Source organism: Shimwellia blattae DSM 4481 = NBRC 105725 (genome assembly GCF_000262305.1).
GTDB lineage: Bacteria > Pseudomonadota > Gammaproteobacteria > Enterobacterales > Enterobacteriaceae > Shimwellia > Shimwellia blattae.
Genome location: NC_017910.1, coordinates 541,588 through 554,601, shown reverse-complemented (window position 1 = coordinate 554,601; position 13,014 = coordinate 541,588). Strand labels below are relative to the sequence as shown.

Here is a 13,014-nt window from a genome sequence, read left to right as displayed (position 1 = left end):
GATGATGCCGGATACCACTTCCGGCGAAATGTGCGTATTATCCACAGATGCAGAGAATAAAACGACATTTTCACAACGGAACAGCGTTATGAGTGTAATCGCGCCTGTAATGATCATTCTCGCGTATCTTTGCGGCTCTGTCTCCAGTGCTATTCTGATTTGCCGTCTGGCGGGCTTGCCTGATCCGCGCGACTGTGGTTCCGGTAATCCCGGGGCAACAAACGTGTTACGCATTGGCGGCAAAAAAGCCGCTGCGGCGGTGCTGGTTTTTGATATTTTAAAAGGCATGCTGCCGGTCTGGGCAGCCTGGGCGCTGGGGTTAACGCCGTTCTGGCTTGGCCTGGTAGGGATTGCCGCCTGTCTGGGCCATATCTGGCCGGTCTTTTTTAAATTTCATGGCGGCAAAGGGGTCGCGACAGCGTTTGGCGCCATTGCGCCCATCGGCCTTGATCTTACCGGGGTGATGGCGGGCACCTGGCTGCTCAGTGTTCTGCTCAGCGGCTACTCCTCCCTCGGGGCGATTATCAGCGCGCTGGTAGCGCCTTTTTATGTCTGGTGGTTTAAGCCCCAGTTTACCTTCCCGGTTGCGATGCTCTCCTGCCTGATACTGATTCGCCATAACGATAATATCCAGCGCCTGTGGCGCGGCCAGGAGACCAAAATCTGGCGCCGCAAGCCCCGTTCAGACGCAAGCTCCGGCGGCGAAACGCGCAAATAAAAAAGCCCGCATAACTCTGTGCGGGCTGTGTGGTTACTGTGCGGCGGCGGGCAGCTCGGCCAGCGGCCAGCGCGGGCGAACGCTTATCTCCAGCCCGGTCACGCCACCGGCTTTCAGGCGCACCATACCGGCGTAGGCGATCATCGCGCCATTATCGGTGCAGAATTCCGGGCGGGCGTAGAACACTTCCCCACCGCGTTTATGCATCATCTGTGCAAGCCGGGCACGCAGGGTGCGGTTCGCACTCACGCCACCGGCCATCACCAGCCGTTTAAAGCCGGTCTGATCCAGCGCACGGCGACACTTGATCATCAGGGTATCTACCACCGCATCTTCAAAGGCCCGGGCAATGTCTGCCCGGGTCTTATCATCGGTGCCGTTATCGCGAATGGTGTTCGCGGCAAAAGTCTTCAGGCCAGAGAAGCTGAAATCCAGCCCCGGGCGGTCTGTCATCGGGCGCGGGAAGGTAAAGCGACCCGGGGTGCCCTCTGCGGCCATTTTCGACAGTAACGGACCGCCGGGGTAATCCAGACCCAGCAGTTTTGCGGTTTTGTCGAAGGCTTCACCGGCAGCATCATCAATGGACTCACCCAGCAGCTGGTATTCACCGATCCCGGTCACGCTGATAAGCTGGGTATGACCACCAGAGACCAGCAGAGCAACAAACGGGTATGCCGGTGGGTTATCTTCCAGCATCGGAGCCAGCAGGTGCCCTTCCATATGGTGTACCGGAATGGCGGGAACATCCCAGGCGAACGCCAGCGCCCGGCCCACGGTGGCACCAACCAGTAGCGCCCCGACCAGCCCCGGGCCTGCCGTATAGGCAACGGCGTCAATATCGGCAGGTGTCAGGCCGGACTCTTTCAGTGCCGCCTGAATCAGAGGCACAGCTTTGCGGACATGGTCGCGGGAGGCCAGCTCCGGCACCACGCCGCCGTAGTCGGCATGTAATTTTATCTGGCTGTAGAGCTGGTTAGCCAGTAAACCCTGTTGATCATCATAGATGGCGATGCCGGTTTCATCGCAGGATGTTTCAATACCCAGTACACGCATAGCTGTCTTCTACCTCTTTAACCTGCCGCGCAGTGTATGCTCTGACCGCGCCGTTGTAAAACTTTGCTCACGATCCGCACAGGCTTAGTGTATACTCGCGGGCCTGGCGCGGAGCAGAGCAAAAAACGGTGTTCTGTTCCGGCGGTGCTTTACAAAGCAGCAGTAGTTGCAGTAAAATTCCGCACCATTTTGAAATAACGCTGACGTTGCAGTCAGCGACAAACCGAATTTAAAGGTGAGAGGCACATGCCGGTAATTAAAGTACGTGAAAACGAGCCGTTCGACGTTGCACTGCGTCGCTTCAAACGTTCCTGCGAAAAAGCGGGTGTTCTGGCTGAAGTTCGTCGTCGTGAATTCTATGAAAAACCGACTACCGAACGTAAACGCGCCAAGGCTTCTGCAGTGAAACGTCACGCGAAGAAACTGGCTCGTGAAAACGCACGCCGTACTCGTCTGTACTAATTAAAAAGAGAGGGGCGTCCCTCTCTTTTCAGACTGAGTTGTAGTTGTCAGGGCCGTGCTTCCGAAAGGAATGCGCGGCTTGTTTTCGTTTATACCCTTATCATTTTACTCCACTGCACCGTGGCGCCCGGGCCTGGCAAACACACCAGCTTACCGGATAAACGCTATTGCGCTTGCGTTGTAACATGCTGAGATATAAGCAACTGGGGGCTTATGGCTGGACGAATCCCACGCGTCTTTATTAATGATCTGCTGGCCCGCACCGACATCATTGATTTGATAGATGCCCGTGTGAAGCTCAAAAAGCAGGGTAAAAACTACCACGCGTGCTGTCCGTTCCATAACGAGAAAACCCCGTCTTTCACCGTCAACGGTGAAAAGCAGTTTTACCACTGTTTCGGGTGTGGTGCCCACGGCAATGCCATCGACTTCCTGATGAATTTCGACAAGCTCGAATTTGTTGAGACCGTTGAAGAGCTGGCCGCCATGCACAACCTGGAGATCCCCTATGAGGCGGGTAACGGCCTCAGCCAGATAGAGCGCCACCAGCGCCAGAATCTGTACCAACTGATGGATGGCCTGAACGGGTTCTATCAGCAGGCTCTTGGCCAGCCTTCTGCGCAACCGGCCAGGGCGTATCTGGAAAAACGCGGGCTCAGCCCGGAGATAGTGGAGCGTTTTGCGATTGGTTTTGCCCCGCCCGGCTGGGATAATGCCTTAAAACGCTTTGGCAACAATAATGACCACCGCCAGCTGTTGCTTGATGCCGGGATGCTGGTACGCAATGACAACGGGCGGGTATACGATCGCTTCCGCGAGCGGGTTATGTTCCCGATCCGGGACAAACGCGGGCGGGTGATTGGCTTCGGGGGCCGGGTGCTGGGGAACGATACCCCTAAATACCTGAACTCCCCGGAAACCGATATTTTCCATAAAGGCCGCCAGCTGTACGGCCTGTATGAAGCCCAGCAACATACCCCGGAGCCCACCCGGTTACTGGTGGTTGAGGGGTATATGGATGTGGTGGCCCTGGCCCAGTATGACATTAACTATGCGGTGGCTTCCCTGGGCACGTCTACCACGGCAGACCATATCCAGCTGCTGTTTCGCGTGACCAGTAATGTGATTTGCTGTTACGACGGGGACCGGGCCGGGCGCGATGCGGCCTGGCGGGCGCTGGAAACCGCGCTACCCTATATGAGCGACGGGCGTCAGTTGCGGTTTATGTTTTTGCCGGAAGGCGAAGATCCGGACACCCTGGTGCGTAAAGAGGGAAAAGCGGCGTTTGAAGCCCGGATGGATGAAGCGCTGCCGTTATCCACTTTTTTGTTTAACAGCCTGTTGCCCCAGGTGGATTTAACCACGCCGGACGGCAGCACGCAGCTGGCGGCGCTGGCGCTGCCGCTTATCAGCCAGGTACCGGGTGAAGCCCTGCGTATTCAGTTACGCCAGATCCTGGGTAACAAGCTGGGCATTTTTGACGATGTGCATCTTGATCGTTTAATGCCAAAGCAGGCAGAAAATAATACGGCCCGGCCAGCGCCACAGCTAAAACGCACAACCATGCGTATACTTATAGGGTTACTGGTACAGAACCCCGATCTGGCGCCACTGGTCCCCCCGTTAACCGGGCTGACCCAGTCAAAAATGCCGGGTCTGGCGTTGTTTAGCGAACTGGTGGCGGCGTGTCTGGCACAGCCGGGGCTGACCACCGGGCAGCTTCTGGAACAATATCGCGGTACAGATTACGCCGCAACCCTTGAAAAACTGGCTGTGTGGGACGATATAGCAGATAAGGACATCGCCGAAAAGACATTTACCGACGCACTCGATCATCTGTTCGATTCCGCGCTGGAGCTTCGGCTGACAGAATTAATTGCCCGTTCGAGGACCCAGGGTCTCTCGGCGGCAGAACGCGAAGAAGTGCGTGTGATAACACAGGCATTAGCGAAAAAATAGAATACCAGCGGCTTAACTGCCGAATATAACTCGGGGGATCCCGAAAGCCGCACTGAGGCGCCGCGGCAAGAATATAAAAAAGCCCTCGTTAACCCCTGGAGATGCCAGGTCGTTATCTGCGGTATTGCGTATGTGTCCCCGGGGCTAAAAGCCACCCGAAGCAGGAACATCAACCGCAGCAGCGCAACGGCCAGTAAACCGGGGGAGATATTGTTGGCGGCAACGCCTTCCAACACCAACCCAAATGACTTAAGTGTGGATACCGTCTTATGGAGCAAAACCCGCAGTCACAGCTGAAACTTCTTGTCACCCGTGGTAAGGAGCAAGGCTATCTGACCTATGCCGAGGTCAATGACCATCTGCCGGAAGATATCGTCGACTCCGATCAGATCGAAGACATCATCCAAATGATCAACGACATGGGCATCCAGGTGGTAGAAGAAGCACCTGATGCCGATGACCTGATGTTGGGCGAAAACACCACCGATACCGATGAAGACGCAGCAGAAGCGGCGGCTCAGGTGTTATCCAGCGTTGAATCTGAAATTGGCCGTACCACCGACCCGGTGCGCATGTATATGCGTGAGATGGGGACCGTTGAACTGTTAACCCGTGAAGGGGAAATCGATATCGCCAAGCGTATCGAGGACGGTATCAACCAGGTTCAGTGCTCCGTTGCCGAATACCCGGAAGCGATTACCTACCTGCTGGAACAGTACGATCGTGTTGAAGCCGAAGAGACACGACTGTCTGATCTGATTACTGGTTTTGTCGATCCGAACGCGGAAGAAGACATGGCGCCCACCGCGACCCATGTTGGCTCTGAGTTGTCCCAGGAAGATATGGACGATGACGAGGATGAAGACGACGACAGCGACGACGACAGCTCCGATGATGACAACAGCATCGATCCGGAACTGGCCCGTGAAAAATTTGCCGAACTGCGCGCCCAGTATGAAGTCACCCGCGACACGATCAAAGCCAAAGGCCGCAGCCACGCTACCGCTCAGGAAGAGATCCTCAAACTGTCTGAAGTGTTCAAACAGTTCCGTCTGGTGCCGAAACAGTTCGACTATCTGGTCAACAGCATGCGTTCAATGATGGATCGCGTTCGTACTCAGGAACGTATCATCATGAAGCTGTGTGTTGAACAGTGCAAAATGCCGAAGAAGAACTTCATCACCCTGTTCACCGGCAACGAAACCAGCGAAACCTGGTTTAATGCAGCCATTGCCATGAACAAGCCGTGGTCTGAAAAGCTGCGCGACGTGACTGAAGACGTGCAGCGCTGCCTGCAGAAACTGCAGCAGATCGAAGAAGAAACCGGCCTGACCATTGAGCAGGTGAAGGATATCAACCGTCGCATGTCCATCGGTGAAGCGAAAGCCCGCCGTGCGAAGAAAGAGATGGTTGAAGCAAACTTGCGTCTGGTTATCTCTATCGCCAAGAAATACACCAACCGCGGTCTGCAGTTCCTCGATCTTATCCAGGAAGGCAACATCGGCCTGATGAAAGCGGTAGATAAATTCGAATACCGCCGTGGTTATAAGTTCTCCACTTATGCCACCTGGTGGATCCGCCAGGCTATCACCCGCTCCATCGCCGACCAGGCCCGTACCATCCGTATCCCGGTACATATGATTGAGACCATCAACAAGCTCAACCGTATCTCCCGCCAGATGCTGCAGGAAATGGGCCGGGAACCGACCCCGGAAGAGCTGGCTGAACGCATGCTGATGCCGGAAGACAAGATCCGCAAAGTGCTGAAGATTGCCAAAGAGCCTATCTCCATGGAAACACCGATTGGTGATGATGAAGATTCGCATCTGGGGGATTTCATCGAGGATACCACCCTCGAACTGCCGCTGGATTCTGCCACCACCGAGAGCCTGCGCGCCGCCACGCACGATGTTCTGGCCGGCCTCACCGCCCGTGAAGCCAAAGTGCTGCGTATGCGTTTCGGTATCGACATGAATACCGACCATACGCTGGAAGAAGTGGGTAAACAGTTCGATGTTACCCGCGAACGTATCCGTCAGATCGAAGCGAAAGCGCTGCGTAAGCTGCGCCACCCGAGCCGCTCTGAAGTGCTGCGTAGCTTCCTGGACGACTGATCCGGCCCCTGCTGATTAAGCCCTCTGCGGAGGGCTTTTTTGTGCCCGGAAATCTCAGATCCCGCGGGCGTGCAGCGCCTCGTTCAGCTCCCGATATGCACTGACCAGTGACTCCAGCGGGCTGCGGTTCAGGCCGCTGGGGTTTGGCAGCACCCAGACTTCAGTATCGCCCCAGTTAAACGGCTGGCGCCCCCAGCTGACATTACGCTGGGAAAAGGCCTGCGCAAACGCCTGCTTGCCCAGTACCGCCAGCGCGGCTGGCTGGTAGCGGTTGATTTTACTGCGCAGCGCATTGCCCCCCTCTTTGAGCTCCATACGCTCAACCTCACTGGCCTGCACGGTGGGGCGATCCACCAGTTTTGTCAGGCCACAGCCAGAGTCTGCCAGTTGCATAAAATTCTCCGGGGCCAGTTGCTGCGGCGTAAACCCGGCGAGATGGATAACTTTCCAGAAGCGGTTGGAGGGGTTGGCAAAGGGCAGCCCCAGATGGGCCGAGGATTTGCCCGGGTTAATACCACAAAACACGACGCGCAGATGAGGCGCCAGGACGTCTTCTATCATGGGGGTCCTTCTTATTGGTTACCCTGGTCGGTCACGTTCAGTAACTCTCAGATAAATTTCAACTATTATTTGGCTGAAAAACCAGCAGCCGGTCATCTTCAGGCTGGATTGCGGGCAACAGTTACATTATAATTCCCCGCCACGGCCCCTTAGCTCAGTGGTTAGAGCAGGCGACTCATAATCGCTTGGTCGTTGGTTCAAACCCAACAGGGGCCACCAGATTTCAGCTTTAAAAGCATATAATTAAGCCGCTCATCATGAGCGGCTTTTTTGTGCGCTTAACCACAAATGGCGGCAAAATGGTTCCCTGAATGGGTTTCGCTGCCCGGCCCTGCCCCATCCCTTTCCATCTGTGAAAATACCGCCCGGTGCGGAAACTCATATAAATACCCACACTATTTCAGATAGTTATACTTTTGACAGAACACCACTGGCACATCATAATTTCACGGTGAGTTTATTAAAACTTCAGTATGAGACCAGCAAAGCAATGGCGAATACCTTTCAGCGGATAATTAAAAAAACACTATTCCATGAAATATGGGATATTATGGTAGTCAAATCTCCGGAGCCTCATCACTTCCCCCACAATACACTGGATATTATTAAAAAAACTAACGCGGTAAAACTCACCAAAAAATATGCGTTCCAGGCCGATCCGTTTATTATCGCCAGAAATAATAAACTCTATATTTTCTATGAAGCATTTAATTTTATCACCTCCAGGGGGACCCTGCGCTGCCGGACGCTGAATGAGAGCCTTGCTGAAATCGACGACGTAAAACTGGAAGGCTTTGACGATTTACACTGCCACCTCTCCTTCCCGTTTATCTTTTATATTAACGATAAGCTGTTTATGATCCCGGAGTCTTCCGAGCGCCGGGAGGTGATTCTGTTTGAACTCACCGAATTCCCCGCCCGCTGGAAAAAGGTCCGGACCCTGATATCCGGGAGCGCATTAACTGACAATGTGCTGCTCAGCATCAATGAGAAATACTATCTCTGCTCCACTGATATGGCCGATAATCTGGTTATTCATACCGCCAGTGATCTTGCTGAGCCGTGGCAACAGATATCCCCTGAGCTGGAGGTGTGCAATCATCACCCGCGCGGGGCCGGGGCACCACACTATATTGATAATAAAATATATATTGTCACTCAGGAGTGCCTCCCGGGCGAGTACGGGAAATCTGTCTATATTAAGGCGCTGCAAAAGCTCACGGCGCAACACTATGAAGAAAGCCTGGTGGATCAGCTCAGTGCCAGCGTAAATAACAGTGACGGTATCCACACGCTCAATTTTAGTAGCGATGTGATTATTTATGACACCAAACACCTGGCCTTCAGCCTGCTTTCACCTTTTAAGAAAATCGCCTATAAATTGATAACCCGGCGCAGAAACCGGCGCTTCAGTTCTGCGTAACTGAAATCAGCCTGGCCAGTAAGGAAAAACAGGCACCTGTATTTCGATATCTTGCGGAGACACACAATGGCAATTCTTGTTACTGGTGGTGCAGGTTATATTGGCTCACATACGGTCCTGGCGTTACTGGAAAGAGGCGATGAGGTGGTGGTGGTTGATAACCTGTCCAACGCCTCCCGAGAGTCACTAAACCGGGTGGCGGAGCTGGCCGGAAAAGCGCCGGTCACCTGTATCGGAGATGTGCGGGATACCTCACTGCTGAGAACCCTGTTCGCCCGCCATGACATCACGGATGTTATCCACTTTGCCGGGCTGAAATCTGTCTCTGAGTCCATCAGCCAGCCGCTGGCCTATTACGAGAACAATGTGCTCGGCACCGTCGCACTACTGGGTGAAATGCAGCACGCCGGGGTACACAGCCTTATTTTCAGCTCATCAGCCACTGTGTACGGCACGCCGGAGAAAGTGCCGTTAGATGAGCAGTGCCTCACGGCCGGTACAACCAACCCGTATGGCACCTCTAAGCTGATGGCGGAGCAGATATTGCGGGACTTCTCCCGGGCCCAGCCCCGGTTTACCATCACCTGCCTGCGCTATTTCAACCCGGTGGGTGCCCACCGCTCCGGCAAAATCGGCGAAGATCCCCGGGGGATCCCCAATAATCTGGTGCCGTATATTTCCCAGGTTGCCATCGGTAAGCTCGACTGCCTGTCCGTATACGGGAATGACTACCCCACCCGGGACGGCACCGGCGTACGTGATTATATCCACGTGATGGATCTGGCCTGCGGGCACCTGGCGGCGCTGGACCACCAGCCAGAAGACGGCGCCTTCCGGGCCATTAATCTTGGCACCGGAACGGGTTATTCAGTTCTGGAGCTTATCGGGGCATTTGAAAAAGAGGCCGGGCGTAAAGTTAACTACCGGATCGCCCCCAGACGCCCGGGCGATATCGCCGAATGCTGGTCAGATCCCTCCCTGGCTCACCGGCTGTTAGGCTGGCGGGCAACCCACAGCCTGGACGACATGATCCGCGACACCTGGAACTGGCAGAAAAAGAATCCGCAGGGCTACCAGGCCTGAGAAAACAGCACCGGGCCTGCCGGTGCTGCCTGAGTTATGACGCGCCCAGCAGCCCGCGGTAGACATCCTGCAGTGCCGTCATATGGTGGCGCAGTGAATACTTCTGGCAAAGACGCTGGCGGGCGTTGTGGCCCATCTCGTGGGCAAGGGCCGGGTTTTCCGCCAGGGTATCCAGGGCGCGGGCCAGCGCCTGCGCATTGCCGGGCTCAAACAGGATCCCTTCGGTGCCATCGCGCACCTGCTCAGGAATACCGCCAATGCGCGCCCCGATAACCGGGCGGGCAAAAGACATCGCCTCCAGAATAGCCATGGAGCAGTTTTCGTAACATTCAGACGGCAGCACCACGGCCCGGGCCCCTTTAATAAGTGCGTCCAGCGTCTCTCCCTGCTGAACGTAGCCGAGGAACTCCGCCCGGGGATAGGTGGCCACCATCTCGTCGTACAGCGGCCCCTGGCCGACAATTTTCAGCGGGATGCGGTTATTCATCAGCTCATGGGCTTTTGCCAGGGTGGGCACGCCTTTTTCCTTGCTAAGGCGCCCCACATACAGCAGATATCCCTCATCCTGCGTGCTGTCGATACCGGCCTGCTGGTCATCCATGCCGTTGACGATCACCTCAATGCGGGCATCCGGCAGGGAGTGCTGTAGCTTACGGCCCAGAAATTCGCTGGGGGCGATAATCACGTCCAGGGCATGGTAATTCTTCACGGCATGCTGCCAGACCGCCTCCAGCGACAGCAGCAGGCTCTTACTGGCGGAGCCCTCCTGGCAGCGGTAGCGGAAGGCATTAAACACCGTGCCGGTCACGCAGGCCTCGCACACCTTCCCGTCGCGCAGCATAGAGTATGCGGGGCACATGATCTTGTAGTCGTGAGCGGTCAGCACCGTTTTGCAGCCAAAGTCCCGGGCCACTTTAATCAGCGCCGGGGTAAGCTGATGGTAGATATTGTGGAAATGCACAATATCGGGGCGCTCTTTTTCCAGCAGGGCGCGTAATTTCTGGCAGGCTTCACTGTTGTGAATAAACCTGACGGCGGTTTTTATCCGGGAAAGGGCCCCGCCTGACTGGTGGTAATCCACATTGCTGACAAAATAATCCGCATAGTCAGACGGGAAATTGCGCTCGTGCTGCATGGAGAAGTCCACCACCTCCACCCCGGCACGCTTCAGATTATCCCGCTCCTGGAAATAAACCGTTTCTGCCCCGCCTTTAATAAAGAAAAATTTATTTGCCAGTAACACCTTCATGGTTCACCTGCTCGTGGATTATTTTGCTGTCAGGAGGGAGCTGTGGATCACGTGGCGGGCGCAAAAAGCCGACAATAACGCCAACCCCACGAACCATCATATTAATAACGCTGAACAGGCCGTTAACCGCTGAGTGGTTGCGGACCATTTTCAGCAGCGTAAAGGCCACCAGCGGCAATAATACCAGCCCGATAATCACCGGCGACAGGGTCAGTAGCGCCAGTAATAACACAATCAGATAGCCGGAAAAGATCACTTCATTTTTCACAATCCGCAGCGCATCCCGAAAATAGGGTTTCCCCCATGCGCTGCGCAGCAGCTCTCCCGGCGCCTGGTGAAAGCCATTGCGCCAGCGGAAGACCAGCATCGCAAACGTCGCCATGGTGTATGAGGTATGGCGGAAATAGGGCACATCCAGGCGGCGCAGTTTATAACCGGCGTGCAAGAGCCGCATTCCCAGTTCAGCCTCTTCGTAAGCATGCAGGCTGCGGTTGGTCAGGTAACCAATATCCTCAATGGCGCTGCGCCGGTACAGGCCGCCACCGCTGAGGTGATCGCAGTCACCCAGGGGGTAGATTTTATTGATGCGCTGCTTGCGGGAGACAAACTCATAGTTCGCGGCGTCATCCATCACCACGGTGCCGGCCACCCCGGCGTACTCCGGGTGCTCATTGAGAAAGGCCACCGCCTGGTCAATAAACCCGGGCTCCAGCTCCATGTCGCCGTCCAGCAGCAACAGGAACTCACCTTCACTGTAAAGCCAGCCCAGCTGATGCCCTACCCCACAACTGCGATCTTCTTCCCGGGTGAGCGACACCACCGTCGCCCCCTTCGCGCTCGCCAGCTGTTGAGTATTATCAACAGACAGGCTGTCGGCCACGATAATTTTATGCGGGTAACCGGCTAACTGATGATGAATACTGTCAATGGTTTTCTCAATGCATTCCGCTTCGTTAAGCGTTTTAATGCTGACGGAAATAAAGGGCTTAAGGGTCATGCTATAACTGTCCTGCATACTTTCCTGCGTAGTGACGAGCCACCTGGCGAATAACCAGACTTGCACCTGACGAGAAGTAAAAAAGAAACTGTAACATCGGAACCAGCATCATAATCTGGCTGTAGGGCAAGCTGAGCAGACAGCCGATACTAAAGACATTCAGAGCCGGAGAAAAACTCAGCAACCGGACGTCCTGCATATCAAGCTGTTCAATGGAAAGTAATGGCCCTGGCCAGGTTATGTTAAGAATGTAAAAAAACAGCCCGATAAATATAACGGTTCCGATAATCCCCACTTCCCAGAGCAACATACTCAGCGATGTCGCATCGAGAATAAAATGGTAAACCAGATTCAGAAAACCCGGTGCCAGCGAGCTGCCGCTATTCGTTGCATTGAGCCCGTAACCAAACAGGGTGCCGGAAAGCCCCCACAGGTCATTATTTTTTAACCAGAATATCAGGGTGGTAAACCGGCCCAGCTCCCCGGTGGAAATAACATAATCCGGATCAAAAATATAATTCAGCGAATCCAGGAATATACTGAATATGCCGTCATCCTGACTATAACCAAATGCCGAGGTATAGCCATAAGCCAACACAACAATCGCCATGCCGGTAAGGATAAGTGTGCCCGGAAGAATAAAGAGGATCATTTTGCCGTTAATGCGGTTAACCTCTTTAATATAGGAGGGCATCAGCCACAACCCGGCCAGTAAGAACGGTGCCAGGAAGAGGACAAATTTAACCTCACCGACAATACACAGCATAAACCCCAGAATAATATGCATAACCATGGATGTTAAGCTGGCAATGCCGTGCTTATATTCTGACAGTTTCAGCAGCATGATCAGCAGGCAAAACAGCCCCATCACCCCGGAATTTCCGCCGCCGAAAGGATCACCGCCAAATGTGCCGACTACGGAATCCCATTTCTCTTCCTGGCCGCGTACCGCCACCCGCTGCGGTACGATAACCAGTAGCTGGTAGAGCACCACCGGAAACTGGGCATAAAACACCCAGTAAAGCCCGCAGATAACCCGGTACAGCTGCGTGGTCTGGCAAAATCCCAGCAGCAGGCAGATCATCACCAGCGACAGCGCGATTTCATTTTTAAACCCCACCAGGGTAACGAACCCCCCCGCCTGGTACAGCGACGAGATCCCGCTAAGAACCAGAAATATCGCATACAGGGATAATACAATTATCCCCTGGCGATCCAGGTTCGGCGCCCGCTGATGGCACTGCACCACCAGTAGCAACACCATCAGCAGGGTCAGAAAAAACGGCAGCCATAATATGACTTGCATGCCAGAAAAGTATTGCACCATGCCGCAACACACCAGCGTAATGGCGCTAAATAGCTGCAGATAAGAGCCGGTATTCATTATCATAATGC

Annotated in this window: 11 protein-coding genes and 1 tRNA gene; 7 read left to right on the top strand and 5 right to left on the bottom strand. The window is 54.6% G+C overall.

The features are described from left to right. Positions 1 to 88: 88 nt before the first annotated feature. The gene (plsY, locus tag EBL_RS02570) at positions 89 to 718 is read left to right on the top strand and encodes a glycerol-3-phosphate 1-O-acyltransferase PlsY (RefSeq protein WP_002443276.1); all 630 of its coding nucleotides are present in this window, start codon (positions 89 to 91) and stop codon (positions 716 to 718) included. Between the two features lie 33 nt (positions 719 to 751). Here the strand turns inward: plsY and tsaD are convergent, their stop codons facing one another. Further along, positions 752 to 1,771, bottom strand: coding sequence for a tRNA (adenosine(37)-N6)-threonylcarbamoyltransferase complex transferase subunit TsaD (gene tsaD, locus EBL_RS02565; protein WP_002443275.1), 1,020 nt, complete (start codon positions 1,769 to 1,771; stop codon positions 752 to 754). 246 nt (positions 1,772 to 2,017) lie between these two features. On the opposite strand from tsaD, the gene rpsU reads away from it, so the two are divergent. The 3 genes from rpsU to rpoD all read left to right on the top strand — a co-directional run bounded on the left by rpsU (position 2,018) and on the right by rpoD (position 6,306). Next, on the top strand, positions 2,018 to 2,233 hold the full coding sequence (rpsU, locus tag EBL_RS19585; RefSeq protein ID WP_001144069.1) for a 30S ribosomal protein S21: 216 nt from the start codon (positions 2,018 to 2,020) through the stop codon (positions 2,231 to 2,233). Positions 2,234 to 2,446: 213 nt separating this feature from the next. Continuing rightward, a complete protein-coding gene (dnaG, locus tag EBL_RS02560; RefSeq protein WP_002443273.1) occupies positions 2,447 to 4,192 on the top strand; it encodes a DNA primase in 1,746 nt (581 codons plus the stop codon). Positions 4,193 to 4,461: 269 nt separating this feature from the next. Then, positions 4,462 to 6,306 carry an RNA polymerase sigma factor RpoD gene (rpoD, locus tag EBL_RS02555; RefSeq protein WP_002443271.1) on the top strand — a complete coding sequence of 615 codons (1,845 nt, stop codon included), beginning with the start codon at positions 4,462 to 4,464 and terminating at the stop codon, positions 6,304 to 6,306. Positions 6,307 to 6,360: 54 nt separating this feature from the next. Here rpoD and mug read toward each other — a convergent pair whose 3' ends face one another. Next, positions 6,361 to 6,867, bottom strand: a complete 507-nt coding sequence (gene mug / locus EBL_RS02550) for a G/U mismatch-specific DNA glycosylase (protein ID WP_002443270.1) — start codon at positions 6,865 to 6,867, stop codon at positions 6,361 to 6,363. Positions 6,868 to 7,010: 143 nt separating this feature from the next. Between mug and EBL_RS02545 the strand changes: the two genes are divergently transcribed. The 3 genes from EBL_RS02545 (at position 7,011) to galE (ending at position 9,373) form a co-directional block, all read left to right on the top strand. Beyond that, positions 7,011 to 7,086 (top strand) — tRNA-Ile (locus EBL_RS02545). 271 nt (positions 7,087 to 7,357) lie between these two features. Further along, positions 7,358 to 8,290, top strand: a complete 933-nt coding sequence (locus EBL_RS02540) for a glucosamine inositolphosphorylceramide transferase family protein (RefSeq protein WP_042340629.1) — start codon at positions 7,358 to 7,360, stop codon at positions 8,288 to 8,290. Positions 8,291 to 8,356: 66 nt separating this feature from the next. Further along, positions 8,357 to 9,373, top strand: a complete 1,017-nt coding sequence (gene galE, locus EBL_RS02535; protein WP_014715793.1) for a UDP-glucose 4-epimerase GalE — start codon at positions 8,357 to 8,359, stop codon at positions 9,371 to 9,373. A gap of 34 nt (positions 9,374 to 9,407) precedes the next feature. Here galE and EBL_RS02530 read toward each other — a convergent pair whose 3' ends face one another. From EBL_RS02530 to EBL_RS02520, 3 genes are read right to left on the bottom strand one after another with little or no spacing between them, the layout of a single operon-like run. Continuing rightward, positions 9,408 to 10,622, bottom strand: coding sequence for a glycosyltransferase family 4 protein (locus EBL_RS02530; RefSeq protein WP_014715792.1), 1,215 nt, complete (start codon positions 10,620 to 10,622; stop codon positions 9,408 to 9,410). Continuing rightward, entirely contained in the window at positions 10,600 to 11,619 is a 1,020-nt protein-coding gene (locus EBL_RS02525; RefSeq protein WP_042340375.1) for a glycosyltransferase family 2 protein, read from the bottom strand. Before EBL_RS02525 ends, EBL_RS02530 begins: the two co-directional genes overlap by 23 nt. 1 nt (position 11,620) lies before the next feature. Next, positions 11,621 to 13,009: a hypothetical protein gene (locus EBL_RS02520; protein ID WP_042340373.1), complete on the bottom strand. Its 1,389-nt coding sequence runs from the start codon at positions 13,007 to 13,009 to the stop codon at positions 11,621 to 11,623. Between the last annotated feature and the right edge of the window lie 5 nt (positions 13,010 to 13,014).